At 71.7% G+C, this 13,669-nt stretch carries 15 protein-coding genes; 8 read left to right on the top strand and 7 right to left on the bottom strand.

Features of this window, described 5'->3' with window-relative positions:
* Positions 1-12 precede the first annotated feature (12 nt).
* The gene (locus tag ACFC0B_RS05745) at positions 13-1,464 is read right to left on the bottom strand and encodes an MFS transporter (RefSeq protein ID WP_376082738.1); all 1,452 of its coding nucleotides are present in this window, start codon (positions 1,462-1,464) and stop codon (positions 13-15) included.
* Between the two features lie 221 nt (positions 1,465-1,685).
* On the opposite strand from ACFC0B_RS05745, the gene ACFC0B_RS05740 reads away from it, so the two are divergent.
* Positions 1,686-2,603 (top strand): TIGR03619 family F420-dependent LLM class oxidoreductase, encoded by a 918-nt coding sequence (locus ACFC0B_RS05740; protein ID WP_376082734.1) that lies wholly within the window; start codon positions 1,686-1,688, stop codon positions 2,601-2,603.
* Positions 2,604-2,729: 126 nt separating this feature from the next.
* Here ACFC0B_RS05740 and ACFC0B_RS05735 read toward each other — a convergent pair whose 3' ends face one another.
* Positions 2,730-3,482, bottom strand: coding sequence for a phosphotransferase family protein (locus ACFC0B_RS05735; RefSeq protein WP_376082732.1), 753 nt, complete (start codon positions 3,480-3,482; stop codon positions 2,730-2,732).
* Between the two features lie 194 nt (positions 3,483-3,676).
* On the opposite strand from ACFC0B_RS05735, the gene ACFC0B_RS05730 reads away from it, so the two are divergent.
* The gene (locus ACFC0B_RS05730; RefSeq protein WP_376082729.1) at positions 3,677-4,525 is read left to right on the top strand and encodes an alpha/beta hydrolase; all 849 of its coding nucleotides are present in this window, start codon (positions 3,677-3,679) and stop codon (positions 4,523-4,525) included.
* Positions 4,526-4,725: 200 nt separating this feature from the next.
* Here the strand turns inward: ACFC0B_RS05730 and ACFC0B_RS05725 are convergent, their stop codons facing one another.
* The 3 genes from ACFC0B_RS05725 to ACFC0B_RS05715 form a co-directional block, all read right to left on the bottom strand.
* The gene (locus ACFC0B_RS05725; protein ID WP_376082727.1) at positions 4,726-5,184 is read right to left on the bottom strand and encodes a carboxymuconolactone decarboxylase family protein; all 459 of its coding nucleotides are present in this window, start codon (positions 5,182-5,184) and stop codon (positions 4,726-4,728) included.
* Between the two features lie 71 nt (positions 5,185-5,255).
* Entirely contained in the window at positions 5,256-5,453 is a 198-nt protein-coding gene (locus ACFC0B_RS05720; RefSeq protein ID WP_376082724.1) for a DUF397 domain-containing protein, read from the bottom strand.
* Between the two features lie 13 nt (positions 5,454-5,466).
* Positions 5,467-6,318, bottom strand: coding sequence for a helix-turn-helix domain-containing protein (locus ACFC0B_RS05715; RefSeq protein ID WP_376082721.1), 852 nt, complete (start codon positions 6,316-6,318; stop codon positions 5,467-5,469).
* A gap of 167 nt (positions 6,319-6,485) precedes the next feature.
* Here ACFC0B_RS05715 and ACFC0B_RS05710 point away from each other — a divergent pair, with 167 nt between their 5' ends.
* From ACFC0B_RS05710 to ACFC0B_RS05700, 3 genes are all read left to right on the top strand, one after another.
* A complete protein-coding gene (locus ACFC0B_RS05710) occupies positions 6,486-6,812 on the top strand; it encodes a hypothetical protein (protein WP_376082719.1) in 327 nt (108 codons plus the stop codon).
* A gap of 79 nt (positions 6,813-6,891) precedes the next feature.
* Positions 6,892-7,521: an RNA polymerase sigma factor gene (locus tag ACFC0B_RS05705; RefSeq protein ID WP_376082716.1), complete on the top strand. Its 630-nt coding sequence runs from the start codon at positions 6,892-6,894 to the stop codon at positions 7,519-7,521.
* On the top strand, positions 7,518-8,348 hold the full coding sequence (locus ACFC0B_RS05700) for a hypothetical protein (RefSeq protein WP_376082713.1): 831 nt from the start codon (positions 7,518-7,520) through the stop codon (positions 8,346-8,348). The genes ACFC0B_RS05705 and ACFC0B_RS05700 overlap by 4 nt, the downstream gene beginning before the upstream one ends.
* Positions 8,349-9,088: 740 nt before the next feature.
* On the opposite strand, the gene ACFC0B_RS05695 is transcribed toward ACFC0B_RS05700, so the two are convergent.
* Entirely contained in the window at positions 9,089-9,412 is a 324-nt protein-coding gene (locus ACFC0B_RS05695; RefSeq protein ID WP_376082711.1) for a hypothetical protein, read from the bottom strand.
* Positions 9,413-9,620: 208 nt separating this feature from the next.
* On the opposite strand from ACFC0B_RS05695, the gene ACFC0B_RS05690 reads away from it, so the two are divergent.
* Positions 9,621-11,114, top strand: a complete 1,494-nt coding sequence (locus tag ACFC0B_RS05690; protein ID WP_376082708.1) for a glucose/sorbosone family PQQ-dependent dehydrogenase — start codon at positions 9,621-9,623, stop codon at positions 11,112-11,114.
* Positions 11,115-11,263: 149 nt separating this feature from the next.
* Here the strand turns inward: ACFC0B_RS05690 and ACFC0B_RS05685 are convergent, their stop codons facing one another.
* Positions 11,264-12,214: a hypothetical protein gene (locus ACFC0B_RS05685; protein ID WP_376082705.1), complete on the bottom strand. Its 951-nt coding sequence runs from the start codon at positions 12,212-12,214 to the stop codon at positions 11,264-11,266.
* A gap of 259 nt (positions 12,215-12,473) precedes the next feature.
* Between ACFC0B_RS05685 and ACFC0B_RS05680 the strand changes: the two genes are divergently transcribed.
* Positions 12,474-12,833 (top strand): VOC family protein, encoded by a 360-nt coding sequence (locus tag ACFC0B_RS05680; protein ID WP_376082702.1) that lies wholly within the window; start codon positions 12,474-12,476, stop codon positions 12,831-12,833.
* A 152-nt stretch (positions 12,834-12,985) separates the two neighbouring features.
* Positions 12,986-13,585, top strand: a complete 600-nt coding sequence (locus ACFC0B_RS05675) for an ankyrin repeat domain-containing protein (RefSeq protein ID WP_376082700.1) — start codon at positions 12,986-12,988, stop codon at positions 13,583-13,585.
* Positions 13,586-13,669 lie beyond the last annotated feature (84 nt).

The raw sequence follows: 13,669 nt of genomic DNA, 5'->3' as shown, positions 1-13,669 counted from the left end.
ACCGAGGGGCGGTCAACCCGACACGGCCGCCGGGCAGTCGGGGGCAACGGCCGCGGCCGCGGCCGTGCGCGCCGGGCGGCGCAGCGTCAGGGCGAGCAGCAGGCCCAGCAGCATCCCCGCCGCCGTCAGCAGGACCACCAGGAACCCGCCGTCCGCCGTGGCGCGGGCCAGCCCCTCGCCGCTCAGCCCGTCGGTGCCCGCGTCGGCCACGACGGTGAACAGCGCGAGGCCGATCGCGTTGCCGAGGTTCATGGTGGTCGAGGCGGCTCCGCTCGCGATGCCCTGCTCATGGGCGGGGGTGCCGGTTGCGGCCGCGATCCACATCGCCGTCCAGACCACGCCCTGGCCGAGCCCGGAGACCACCAGCCCGGGCAGCAGCGCGAGATAGCCGGCGTCCGCGTCGAATCCCGCGGCCAGCACGGCGGTTCCGACGGCGCCGACCGCGAACCCGCCGAGCAGGGTGGGCCGCAGCCCGGCCCGGGTGGTGAGCCGCTCGCCGAGCTGGGTGCCGGCGGCGATCGCCAGCGAGGGGGCGAGGAAGGCGAGCCCGGTCTGCAGGGCACTGTAGCCGTGCACGCTTTGCATCAGCACGGTGAGGAAGTACGGCAGCACGCCGAAGGTGGCCATGTAGAGGAAGGTGATGGCCGCACCGGCGCTCAGGCTGCGGTTGCGGAACAGCCGGAACGGCATCAGCGGGTCGGCGCTTCGGGTCTCGACCACGGCGAAGGCGGCGAGCAGGACGAGCGAGGCCGCGAGGGCGCCGAGGATCCACGGGTCGGCCCAGCCGAGCTCGGGGCCCTCGACCAGCGCGAAGACCAGCAGGGTGGCGCCCGCCGTCACGGTGAGCGCCCCGGGAAGGTCGAACCGGCGGCGCTCGGTGCGGGCCGGGTCCGGCGGGATGACGAACACGGCCGCGAGCGCGATGGCCCCGGCCAGCGGCACGTTGACGAAGAACACGGCCGGCCACCCGAAGCCCTCCGTGAGCACCCCGCCGAGCAGCGCGCCCAGGGTCAGCCCGCTGGCACCCGCGCCGCCCCACACGGCGAGCGCGCGGTTGCGCCTCGGCCCCTCCTCGAACAGCGTGTTGACGAGGGAGAGGATCGACGGGAGCAGCAGCGCCCCGCCGATCCCCTGGACGATCCGGGCGCCCACGATGACCTCGGGCGACCGGGCCAGCCCGCCGGCCAGCGAGGACAGCGCGTACAGCACGAGCGCGCCGAGGAACACCCGCCGCCGCCCGAGCAGGTCACAGGCGCGGCCCCCGAGCAGCAGGAAGCCCCCGGCGAAGACGACGTAGGCGCTGACCACGAGTTGCTGGGTCTGGCCCGGGAAGCCGAGGTCGGTGCCGATCTCGGGTAAGGCGACGAAGACGATGTTGAGGTCCAGGGCGAACACGGCCTGGCCCAGGGCCAGCAGGACCAGCGTCCACCCCGGGCGGGCAGGGCTGAGCGGTGTCACGGGCATGCGGAGGTGCTCCTCGATCTCGGTGAGGCCGGGACTGACTGTACGTATATTCACGTACAATCGAACTATGAAGCAACACACCGCCGTTCGCACCCCACCGCGGATCGCCCGTTGAGCGGCGGTTAAGCGCACCCCGCCACAATGGTCATCGTCACCCGGGGAGCGCACCGTACGCCCGGCCCGCGTTCCCCCGGCCAACGGAACGAAAGGTGCGAACGCGCATGCCCATCGGACTCGCCCTCCCCCAGTACGGCGTCCTCGCCGACCCGACACTGACCGCCCGGGTCGCCGCCGAGGCCGAGGCCATCGGCTACGACCGGCTCTGGACGGCCGACCGCATCCTGGTCCCCAACGAACCGCGGAGCCGCTACCCCGGCGGGGACGGCACGATCCCGGCCGAGTTCCGCACCTTCCTCGACCCGCTGACCCTGCTGACGGTGGCCGCCGGCGCCACCACCCGGGCGCGGCTGGGCACCAGCACGCTCAACGCCCTCTGGCAGCCGCCCGCGCTGCTCGCCCGCACCCTGACCACCATCGACCGGCTGAGCGGCGGCCGGCTGGACGTCGGCATCGGGCTCGGCTGGTCCAAGGACGAGTACCAGGCGGTCGGCGTCCCCTGGGAGGGCAAGGCGGCCCGGCTGGAGGAGACCCTGGACGTGCTGGAGGCGTTCTGGGCGGGCGGCGAGGACGTCCGGCACACCGGCGCGCTGTGGACCGTCCCGCCGTCGACGGTGCTGTCCCTCCCGGTCCAGCGTCCGCGCCCGCCCGTCCTGCTCGGCGGGGTCAGCCCGGCCGCGCTGGAGCGGGCCGGACGCCGCTCCGACGGCTGGCTCGGCATCGGCCTGCCGATGCCCGCCCTGCACGGGATCCGGGACCAGCTCCACCGCGCCGCGCACGCCGCCGGCCGGGACCCGCTGGCGCTGCGCCTGATCCTGCGGGCCAACCCGGTGATCACCGCCACGCCCGCACCCGCCGAGCAGGTCCCCCAGCGCGGCACGGTCGGGCAGATCGCCGAGTACTTCACCACCACCATAAGGCAGTTGGGCGCCGAACCACTGCTCGACCTGCACCACGCCGCGCGCTCGGCGGACGAGTACCTGGCCCTCGCCCGGGAGTTCCACGACGCCTTGGGCGCGTGACCCTCCCCGCCCGCCCTCTGTCGACGGCGAGGCCTGCGTGAAGGGCGGCGCCCGCTACGCCGGGTGAACGGCCCGGGCCGGACGGAGGAAGCACCGTCCCGCCCGGGCCGTCCTGCCGATGACCGCTCACATCCGGGACCTCAGCACGTCGACCTCGCAGCCGGGTGCGAAGGGGTCGAAGCCGTGCTCGGCCAGCCAGCGCACCGCCAGCAGGCTTCGCAGCGACCACCACGCGTGGATCACGTCGAGGTCGAGGTCGATGTCGGTGCCGTAGCCGGCGAGGAGGTCGTCGAGGTGCTCCTCGTGCCCGAGCGTGAACGTGGCGAGGTCGTACAGGGCGTCGCCCCGGCCCGCCTCGGACCAGTCGATGATGCCGGTGACCTCGTCACCGTCGAGGAAGAGGTGCGCGATCTGCAGGTCGCCGTGGGTGAACGCCGGGGTCCAGGGCCGGAGCGCGGCCTCGGCGACCCGGCGGTTGCGGGCGACCAGGTCGGCGGGCAGGACGCCGTTCACCACGAGCAGTTCGCACTCCTCGTCGAGTTCCGCCGCCAGCGCGGCGACGCTCCGCCCGGCCCGTCCCGGACGGGGCGGCAGCGGCGCGTCGTGCAGCGTGCGGATGGCCGCGCCCGCCGCGGCCCACGCCGCCGGCGACCCGGTCGACGGCCCGCCGAGGCGCCCGAGCGTCGCCCCCGGGAGGGCGGCGAGCGCGAGCACGGACGGCTTGCGCCACAGGATCCGCGGGGTGGCGACCGGCACGAGGGACATCGCCTCGACCTCGGCGTCGATGCGCGCCTGGTCGGCGTCCACCTTCAGGAACACGTCGCCGACGCGCAGCGTCGCGCGCTCGGCATGGGCGACGACGACTTCGACCTCATCCATGGGCGACCAGTATCCCGGGGGCGACCGGCGACGTCGCCCGGTTTTCCGGGGCGACGTGGCCGGCCCCCGGGACCGCAACCCCGTCCCGGGGACCGGCATCACGTCGGCGGAGAGCGGGCTGAAGCAGCGAGGTGGAGCGTCCGGACGAAAATCCCTTGCGGTCAAGGGTGTTGACAGTCCTACGATTGCTCCCCGTGACCATCGAGATGCCCTACCGGCCACTTCCGATCGACCAGTCGGACGTACGCTACGTCCACGGACCCGACTCCGCTCCACAGCCGGGCGTGCCCGCTGGTGAGACGGTCGAGTTCCAGTGGAGTGGGAGTGAGGTCTACCCGGGAACCTTCCGGAAGTTCTGGGTGCACGTTCCTGCAGCGTACGACCCGGCGGAACCGGCATCCTTGATGGTGTTCCAGGACGGATGGTGGTACTTGGACCCCGCAGGGGAGGTACGCGGCGCGATCGTCCTGGACAATCTCGTTCACCGCGGCGACATCCCCGTCACCATTGGCGTGTTCGTCGATCCCGGCGTCTTCCCCGATGCGGAGAACCCGAAGAACCGCAACAACGAGTACGACGCCTTCGACGACCGGTACGTCACCTTCCTCCTCACCGAGATCATCCCGCAGGTCACGGAGCGCTATGCCATCGCCCAGTCGCCCGAAAGGTGGGGCATCTGCGGCGGGAGCAGCGGTGGCAACTGTGCCTTTACCGCCGCGTGGCTGCGTCCGGACAAGTTCCGCCGCGTCATCGGCTACCTGTCCAGCTTCGCGCAGATGCCGGACGGCAATCCCTACCCGGACCTCATCTCCCGCGTCCCCCGCAAGCCGCTGCGCATCTTCATGCAGGGCGGCCACCGCGACCTGCACTGGAATGAGCCACAGTGGAACTGGCTCGCCGAAAACCTGCAGGTGGCAGCCGCTCTCGCTGAAGCGGGCTACGACTTCCGCCTTGTCCTGGGAGACGGTGGGCACAGCCCCAACCACGGCGGCGTCCTGCTTCCGGACGCTCTGCGCTGGCTGTGGCGACCCAACGAGGATTGATCGATACCGGCGTCATGCAACCCGGCGTCGGCTACGGTCGCTCTTCTTGCGCCGAGCCGCTGTCACCGAAGCGCTCGACGAGCCCTTTGAAGTGCCCGTCGGGAAGCGTCGGTCATAGCCGGGTCCGTTCGCCTACGGCGACCTTGAGCTACTCATCCCGGGCATCGCTCCGCAGCGGGTCGAGACCTCCGGCTGAAGGGCTACCAGGTGGCGCCGGCGGGCTGGCGGGTGGTGGCGTTGACGCGGTTGAAGAAGTTGGTCAGGCCGATCCACAGGACCAGCGAGGCCAACTGCTTCTCGTCGAAGTGCGCGGCCGCCGCGTCCCAGACGTCGTCCGGCACGACACCCCGGTCGGCGAGCCGGGTCACGTGCTCGGCCAGCTCCAGCGCGGCCCGCTCGGCGTCGGTGAAGAACGGCGCCTCCCGCCACGCCGCCACCGCGTGCAGCCGGTCGTCGGTCTCGCCGTTCTTCCGGGCACTCGCGACCCCGGCGACCACGCAGAAACTGCACCCGTTGATCTGACTGGCCCGCAGGTGCACCAGCTCCAGCACGCTCTCCGGCACGCCGCCCTTCCTGGCCGCCTTGATCATGCCGAGGATCGCCGGCATCGCCTCCGGGATCACCACGGCCGGGTTGGCCATACGCGCGTCGTTCGTCATGAGGTGACCTCTTCCGTTCGGGTTCCTGTTCGGTCACTGCACTGACGGAACCCGGCGGGAAGATGTGACAGCTACCGCGCGAGGTGGTCGAACTCCCCCGCCTTGACGCCGAGCAGGAGCGCCCGGAGCCGGTTCGGGGTGGTGGTGAGGACGGTGTCGGGCTCGTCGCTCTCGCGGATCTTGATGGCACCATCGGGTGCGGCCGCGAGGTAGATGCAGTTGGCGGTATCGCCACTGAAGGAGGACTTCTGCCAGCTGTGCACGGCCATGACTCTTCCCGTCTCAAATGCTCTGGGCGATACGGCGGATGAGGTCGCGGGACGCACCGGGCTTGAGCGCGGTCGCCTCCAACCGATCCAGCACAGCTCGATACTTGATCAGCTGCGGCTCGGTGTCAATGAAGTCGAATCGGTCCCCGTCGACCTGGACGCTGTCCAATCGCGTCACTTCTGCGGCGAGGTACACGATCCCCGCACCGGAACTCGGGTAGCTTCCGGTACCGAACGGAATCACCCGCAGGTCGATGTGGGGATGCTCGCTCGCGGTCAGCAAGTACTCCAGTTGGTCACGAGTAACCTCCGGACCACCGAAGCCCATACGCAGAGCGGTTTCGTGCACGACGGCCGACAGCGGAGTCGGCCGCGCACCGAAAAGGACCGCCTGTCGCTTGATGCGATGGGAGACCAGGTGCTCCACTTCGGGCGGGGACAGGGGTGGCACCACATCCCGGAACAGCGCGCGGCCGTGTTCGGCCGTCTGCAGCAGGCCCGGAATGTGAACCACCGATGCGATTCGGATCGACTGTGCATGGTGTTCGAGTTCCGCCAGATCCAGCGCTCCGGCCGGGAGGATCTCGCGATACTCCTCCCACCACCCCCGCGTGCGACCGCCGGTCATGCCGGTCAGCGCCTCGATCAGGGCGTCGTCCGCACAACCGTAGAGCCGGGCCAGCGTCCGAACCCGGTCCGCGCTCACCGGGTATCCCCCGGATTCGATGTTGCTGATGCGGGACTGCTGGGTGCCGTGCAGTTCCCCGGCCCGGGTCACCGACAGACCCGCCTGCTCGCGCAGGCGGCGCAGCTCCGTGCCGAGCCGCCGCTGCCGGATGCTCGGCGGGACCTTGCTGGGCGGCATCCGCTGCTCCTTTCCTTCGCTCGCCATGACGAGCGCCGTTCACCCGTTGGAGTGATGGCGCCATGAATACCTCAATGACGGTGGACTACATACTACCGAATGGCTACTTTTGACGATGCGTCAAGACTTTCCATTCGCCCCGACTCCCCCTCAGGCAGGAGACTTCCATGTCCGCTACGCCCTCGCCAAACCCTCACTCGCTGTTCGACCAGGAGCTGTGCGGGCTCGTGCTCGACACGGCGCCCAGGCTGTTCGCCGTCGTCCAGGTCCACCACGTCGGCGGCGAGGACGTCGACGGGTGTGTCGTCGCCTGGGGGCTCGCCGGCAACACCGGGCCGACCCACCTCGTCAGCACCGACGGGCACACGCGCATGACCGTCACCGCACCCGAGCGGGCGCTGCGCTACTTCACCGCGCGACCGGGCCTCACCACCAGACTCGTGTGGCTCGCGCAGCCCGGCGCCGCCACCCTGAACCAGCTCGAAGCCGCCTGAAACCCTCCTGTGACGCAGGTCATAGGAACCTGCACGGCCCGTGCACCAGATAGGGGTCGTGGAATCTTCAGATCAAGAAGTGCGCACGCGGGTGCGGGCCGGGGACCGGGACGAGTTCGGCCGGCTCTTCGACACGCACGCGCGCGCGGTGTACAACCATGTGTTCCGCCTCACCGGAAACTGGTCGACGGCGGAGGACGTGATGTCCCTGACCTTCCTGGAGGCGTGGCGCCGGCATGACCGGGTCGACGCCGAGGGCGGTTCGCTGCGGCCCTGGCTGCTGGGCATCGCCACGAAACTGGTCAGCAACCAGCGCCGTGCCGTCCGGCGACACCGCCAGGTCCTGGAACAGCTCCCGCCGCCACGCGAGGACGTTCCCGACTTCGCCCAGGAGCTGGCCGGCCGGCTCGACGACGCGGCGCAGCTCGCGGTCCTGAACCAGGCGCTGGCGCGCCTACGCCGCCGGGACCGCGAGGTGCTGGCGCTGTGCGTGTGGGCGGGCCTGGACTACCAGGAGGCCGCCGAGGCCCTGGGCGTACCGGTGGGCACCGTACGCTCACGCCTGTCCCGGGCCCGGGTCCGGCTCCGCACCCTCACCGAGACGGCCCAGCGCCGGGCGCAGCCGAAAAAGGTGGAACCCGGCCGCAGCCGGCACCAGATCCAGGGTGGGTCCGCGAACGCGGCCCCGTCCCCGAAGGAGGCACAGTGAACGCCGGACAGCGGCCGGATCAGGCCGAGCGCGCGGAACTGCTCGGGCAGGTGCCCGTGCCGGCCGAGCGCGACCTCCCGCCGGGACGCCACGCACTGCACCGGGAGCGCCTGATGCGCCGGATCGACCTCGACACCTCCACCTCCACCGCCCCAACCCCCGTCCCGGCACCCGCCGGGCCGCGCCTTCGGCGGCGACTGGCCGTCACCCTCGCCGGTGCGGTCGCCGTGGGCACGGCGGCGGCCGTCGCGCTGGTCGCGACGCAGTTGTCGCCGGGCGGTGGCCGCGGACCGCTGAGCTCCGCGGAGCTCGCCAGCTGGACCGAGGCCCCGACACCGCTGACCCCTTCGACGGGCCCGGGCGCCTCCGCCGAGAAGTGGTGCCTGGACCGGATGACCGACGCCCCGGGCGCCGGGTCGCCCACCACGGTCACCAACGCGGACCTGCGGGGCAAGGTCGCCTCCATGGTCGTCAACCGCGGTGGCAACGCCATGCTCTGCTACGTCGCCTCGAACACCAGTGGCTTCTGGGAGCTGATCGACCCGCCGAAGACCGTGGCGCCCGATGCGGTCACGTACGACACGGGCGGCTCCCACGGCGACGGGGACGCCATGTTCAACTACGCGCAGGGCTCGGTCGGGGCCGACGTCAAGGCGATCACCATGCAGGGCGCCGGACACACCTTCCAGGTCACCGTGGCGAACGGCCGCTGGACCGCCTGGTGGCCCGGCAACACGCCGTACGGCGGCCGCATCGACACGGCGACCATCACCCTCGCCAACGGCACCACCCGCACCGTCAACGGAAGCTCGCTGTACAACAAGTGAGGCCGCTCGGCCGCGCCACGGGACCGCCCTGACCGCAGCCGCCCTGCCCGCGCGCCCGACACCATAACGAACGGCCGCACCGCGTCGACACCGTCGCGGTGCGGCCGGGAGCAGCCTGCTTGGATCACCGGATGATCGACCGGTCCGCTCTCCAAGACGTCGACCGCGCCGACGAAGAGGTGGCCCGTCAGGGTCCGGCCCTGGCGCGCCTGCGGCACGCGGCTGCCACGCGCCTGGCACCGGGCCCGGACAGGCGAACCTACCTTCGCGGGCCACCCCCTCTGGTTCGAGAGTCTGGACGACTTCACCGACTCCTTCTACACCGTCGACTGCCCGCACTGCCGCGCCGCCGTGACGGTCGCGATCGGTGACTACGGCTGCTACTCCGCGACCGGGACTGGAACCTCGGGGACGTCCACCGGATCCCGCTGCGACCGGCCGCAGCGGACGAGCTGAGCGGAATCGGGAGGATGCTGCACGAGTTGGCAGAGCGGGACGGGCAGACAAAGCTTGCCCGGGGCCTCACGCACCTGTTCGGAGCGGCCGAATGCCCCGGCTGCGGAAGCATCTTCGGCATCGCCTCGGAGTACGAGGCCTCGAACTCACCCGCCCCGTGGGACTTCGCCCGTCGCCGGACCAAAGACCTTCCCTGACCTCTGACGAGGCGTTCGCGTACGGGGTCCGGATCCGCGGCCCCGACTCACGCCTCGGCATCGCGCGGTGGCTGTGTGGCCGCAGACCTACGCGGCGGCCCGTTCGCCCGCCGTCAGCGCCAGGTGGGCAAGGGCCGCGAGCGCCGGCCCGGCGGCCGTCGCGAACATCGTGGTCGCCCCCGACCGCGCCGCCAGGCCGCCGATCAAGGTGCCCGCGCCGATGCCGGTGCAGATCGCCGACGAGTTCAGCGCCAAGAGCCCGACCAGTACCGGGGCCCGCGTCCCGCTCGCGGCCAGGGCGCCGGGGCCGGCCGGTCCGGCGGCCAGCACCGCGTACAGCAGCACCGAGACCGCGGGGATACCACATGTCTCGATACTCTTCGCCACCACGCGCCCGGCCCAGTGAGGCATGCGGATCCGATGGAGCCGACCTACGGTGAGGGCGGCGCGTCGAACGGCCCTCTGGCCGGCGGCGCCACTCCCCCATCGACGGCGACGACCCGCCTGCCCGCCCACCCGCCCGGGCATCTGCTCCGGATGCGTCCGGCCATGCGCGGCATCGCCGGCTCCGATCCTTCGGAACCCATGACACTCGTCGTCACGACGAGTGGGAGGCACCATGAGAAAGCTCCCGGCCGCACTGGCCCTGATCCCCGCCGCCGCGCTGGTCGCGTCGTGCTCCGGCAACGGGGGAACGGCGTCCGGCGGCAGCACCGCCGCACAGCAGGCCGCTCTCGTCACCGCCGACCCCACGCAGCCGGGCTCGCCGCAGCCCGGCTCCACGCAGAGCAGCTACGCGCAGACACCGACCCAGTCCGCGCAGACACCGAAGACACCGGTGAAGGTGGTGGCCGACGGGCTGGGAGACCCGTACGAGATCACCTACGGCCCCGACGGGCAGCTCTGGGTCAGCGAGAAGTCCGGGCTCAAGGTCACCCGGGTCGACCCGCAGAGCGGCGCCAAGACCACGGCCCTCGACCTCACCGGGAAGGCCTACCACAGCCAGGACGGGCAGGACGGCGTGCTCGGCTTCGCGCTGCACCCCGACTTCGGCAAGAACCAGGGCAGCGACTACCTCTACCTCGCCTACACCTACAAGAACGGCGACGAGTCCGCCACGAAGATCGTCCGCTACACGGCGCAGGACGGCCGGCTGTCCGACGAGCAGCCCGTCCTGACGGGGCTGCCGGGCCACAACCAGCACCAGTCGGCGCGGCTCCGGTACGGGAACGACGGCAAGCTCTACTACTCGATCGGCGACCAGGGCCACAACTACCTGGCCGACTACTGCCTGCCGAACCACGCGCAGGACCTGCCGACCGCCGCCCAGGTCTCGGCCTCGGACTGGTCGCTCTACCAGGGCAAGGTCCTGCGCATCGACCCGGACGGCTCCGTCCCCGAGGACAATCCCGAACTGAACGGGGTCCGCAGCCACGTCTACGCCTACGGCATGCGCAACCCGGACGGGATGGACTTCGCCGGCGACACCCTCTACACGGCCGAGAACGGTCCCCTGACGGACGACGAGTACAACCGCATCGAGCAGGGCGGCAACTACGGCTGGCCCGACGTCGCGGGGTGGAAGGACGACAAGGCGTACGTCTACTCCGACTGGGCGCAGGCCTCCGGCGGCTGCCAGAACGTCACCTACAACCCCGACCCGGCCTCGCCGCCGGCCCAGGTGCCGACGACGCAGGAGAACGCCTTCACCCAGGAGATGGTCCCCCCGCTCAGCACGTACGGGACGACCGTCGACAGCGGGCACAACTTCGGCCCGACGCAGGTCTGCCCCGACCCGGCGTCCGCCTACATGTGCTGGCCGACCATGGCCCCCGGCTCGCTCAAGGTGTTCGGTGACGACATCCTCGTGACCTCGATGAAGAACGGCACCGTCTTCAAGCTCTCCAAGGACGGCAAGAGCTATCAGGAGCTCTACCCCACCGTCAACCGCTACCGCGACGTCACCCTCAGCGCGGACGGCAAGACGCTGTACATCGCCACCGACAGCGAAGGCCAGCACATGGTCCGCGGCGAGGGCGGCACCCCCACCACCCACCTCGCGAACCCGGGCGCGATCCTCGCCGTCCCCTACGAGCAGGCCACCAAGCAGTGAAGCCCCCACGCGGAGGGCCGACCGCCCCGGCAACCGTGAACGACGGCCCGGCCAGCCTGCACGACAGTAGCCGAATCCCTCACCCGGGCAGCCGGGCCCGTGGCGGGCGCGCCGGGGCGGCGTGACCGCCGTCCCGCGCTCTCTGCGCGTCAGCGGGCCCGGCCGTAGATCGCCCGCAGCCACGGTTCCCTGACGGCCGGCATCCGCGCGAGCGTGTACCGGAACGCCCCCGTGGACGGCTGGAACGGTAGGCGCGGGTACGGCGGCAGCGGGTCGTCCCGCTCCACGCCCGCCGGCAACCCGCCGACTGTCGGCAACCGGGTGCGGTGCGGCGGGAAGGCGAGTTCGGCCCAGAGCGCGGCGTCCACCGGCACCGGCACTGCCCCGGTACACGGCTGCCACACCGCCCCGGTCTGCGGATGGACCGGCACCAGCACCAGGTCACCGGCCGACTCGCCGTACCCCGGTCCCGCCAGGTCCAGCCGCTTCGCACCTTCCCCGGAGGGGAGCAGCGCGCCGAGTGCCCGACCGAGGAGCTCCGCGACCGGCCCGGGCGCCGCCTCGACCGGCGCTCCCCCGGAGGCCACCACCAGGTGGGCGAGGGCCACCCCTGCCGGGATGTCCCGGTACTCCCCCAGCCGGTGCCACAGCGCGCCGGTGGCCAGGAGCTCCCCCCAGCCCGTGACCGGCCGCTCGGGCGGGCCGGGCAGCCGCACCACCGCCTGCGGCACGAGCCGCACGACCTGCCAGCATCCGCAGTCGTCCATCCTCGTGCCGACCGGCAGATCGCAGCCCGAGCAGGCCAGGTTCGGCCCGGCCCTGCCGTCGATCCCCATGCAGTAGCCATCGGCCCGCTCAAGGATCAGCCTGGTGCCACGCATGTCGCCGGGCGCCAGGAGGACGGTGCCCGCCGGTCCGTCGGACACGGCACCGAACGGCGCGAAGAGCCCCCGATCCTCCGCCTCGCCGACCCCGACCCGATCCCACTGCCGCCACGGCGGCCCGTACGGAGCGGGGTCGACGGCGTAGGTCCCCGACTCCAGAAGGGGCGGATGCAGCCTCTCCCAGTGCGTGTCGGCCAGGTGGATCGGCAGCGCCACCTCCGACACCGCCACCGTCAAGGCCGCGCCACAGCCCGCACACCCGAACACCGCCAAGAGACCGTCCCCCATCGTCGAAGCCCCTGCATCCCACCAAGCGGGCTCGCCGGGGAGCAAGGGATTTTCGACGGGGCTGCGGCATCACGGTTCGTCGAAGCCGGACGCCCGGTTGATCATTCTGGGATGAGATCCGAAGTACGCGCGTTCATCGCCAATGGCCCCCTCCCCGTTGCGTCGTCAAAACCTCTGGAGCTGCCCCATGTTCACCGGCGTGCGGACCGTGATGACCTTCGCCGTGGATCCCGAAGCCTCGGCCCGGTGGTGGGGCGAACTCCTGGATGCGCCCGTGAAGGTGGACGTCGGTGACACCGGGGCGATCTACGCCTGGGTCGAGATCGCCGGGGTCGAGCTCGGCTTCCACCCCGCCGACTACGCACGAAATCCCCGGGGCGGCAGCCCGGTCGTGTACTGGGCGGTGGACAACGTCGGCCAGGTCCGGGAACGGCTCCTGGCAGCCGGCTGCGAGCACCACCGCGGCCCGCTGACGATCGAGCCGGGCCGACGGATCGCCCAGCTGCGTGACCCGTTCGGCACGATCGTCGGCATCGAGGGCCCGTAGAACGCGTCGAAGGCCCGCGCCGCGTGGGCCGAGCCCATACCCGGCCCGGCCGACTGCGCGGCGGCTACGATGCGCGGCAGGGGAACGAAGGGGGAAACGTGGCCGAGTGGGACGGCGTAGGGGCTCGCGGCTTCTACCAGGAGGAACACCAGGTGGCTCGCGACCGGCTGTCCGATGCCGCGCACCGGGGCGACTGGACCGGGGTGCTGGCCGCCGTGGAAGAGGCGCCGAACCTGATCAACGCCCGGCGCGTGGGCGGCCGAAGCGGCTGGGCGCCCCTGCACCAGGCCGCCTGGCACAACGCCCCGATCGAGGTGGTCGAGCGGCTGTTGGCGGCCGGCGCCTGGCGCACGCTGCTCTCCGCGGACGGCGAGCGTCCCCTCGACCTCGCCACCCGCCTCGGACGCGAGGCTCTGCTGCCGCTGCTGGAGCCGGCACCACTGCACCCGGCACGGGAGTCGGACCTGCGGGCGCTGCAGCACTTCCTGCACGCCCTGATCCGGGTCCGGACCGAGGAGTTCGGCGTCACGGCACCCCTGGTGCTTCCACAGGTCAGCGTCCTGACCGAACTGTCCGACCCCGCCCTGGGGTTCACGGTGCCCGGCATGTACGGAGGCTTCAGCATCCTCCTGGAGAGGGGACAGGACGGCCCACAGCTGACGGTACGGAGCCACTGCCGGATCGTCGGCTACTCCGGCCGCACCCACCGCATCACCCCGGACGACTGCACGGTGGTCGAGTCCGGCTGGTAGCTGCAACGGGCCGGGGAGGTCCGTGTCGTGGCGGGGAAGTCACTCATCTGTTCGGGGGCCGGGTGCGCCTCGCCGATCACGCCG

This window comes from Kitasatospora sp. NPDC056184, assembly GCF_042268405.1.
In the GTDB taxonomy this organism is placed as follows: Bacteria; Actinomycetota; Actinomycetes; order Streptomycetales; family Streptomycetaceae; genus Kitasatospora.
The sequence above is the reverse complement of the archived record's forward strand: the minus strand, read 5'-3'. Positions and strand labels throughout refer to the sequence as shown.

Bases quoted from the DNA above. Each gene is read 5' to 3' on its own strand.
- ACFC0B_RS05725 (WP_376082727.1), bottom strand. From the start codon at position 5,184: ATGACGAACGACGCGCGTATGGCCAACCCGGCCGTGGTGATCCCGGAG.
- ACFC0B_RS05695 (WP_376082711.1), bottom strand. From the start codon at position 9,412: ATGCCTCACTGGGCCGGGCGCGTGGTGGCGAAGAGTATCGAGACATGT.
- ACFC0B_RS05735 (WP_376082732.1), bottom strand. From the start codon at position 3,482: ATGGATGAGGTCGAAGTCGTCGTCGCCCATGCCGAGCGCGCGACGCTG.
- ACFC0B_RS05690 (WP_376082708.1), top strand. From the start codon at position 9,621: ATGAGAAAGCTCCCGGCCGCACTGGCCCTGATCCCCGCCGCCGCGCTG.
- ACFC0B_RS05720 (WP_376082724.1), bottom strand. From the start codon at position 5,453: ATGGCCGTGCACAGCTGGCAGAAGTCCTCCTTCAGTGGCGATACCGCC.
- ACFC0B_RS05745 (WP_376082738.1), bottom strand. From the start codon at position 1,464: ATGCCCGTGACACCGCTCAGCCCTGCCCGCCCGGGGTGGACGCTGGTC.
- ACFC0B_RS05715 (WP_376082721.1), bottom strand. From the start codon at position 6,318: ATGCCGCCCAGCAAGGTCCCGCCGAGCATCCGGCAGCGGCGGCTCGGC.
- ACFC0B_RS05710 (WP_376082719.1), top strand. From the start codon at position 6,486: ATGTCCGCTACGCCCTCGCCAAACCCTCACTCGCTGTTCGACCAGGAG.
- ACFC0B_RS05740 (WP_376082734.1), top strand. From the start codon at position 1,686: ATGCCCATCGGACTCGCCCTCCCCCAGTACGGCGTCCTCGCCGACCCG.
- ACFC0B_RS05680 (WP_376082702.1), top strand. From the start codon at position 12,474: ATGTTCACCGGCGTGCGGACCGTGATGACCTTCGCCGTGGATCCCGAA.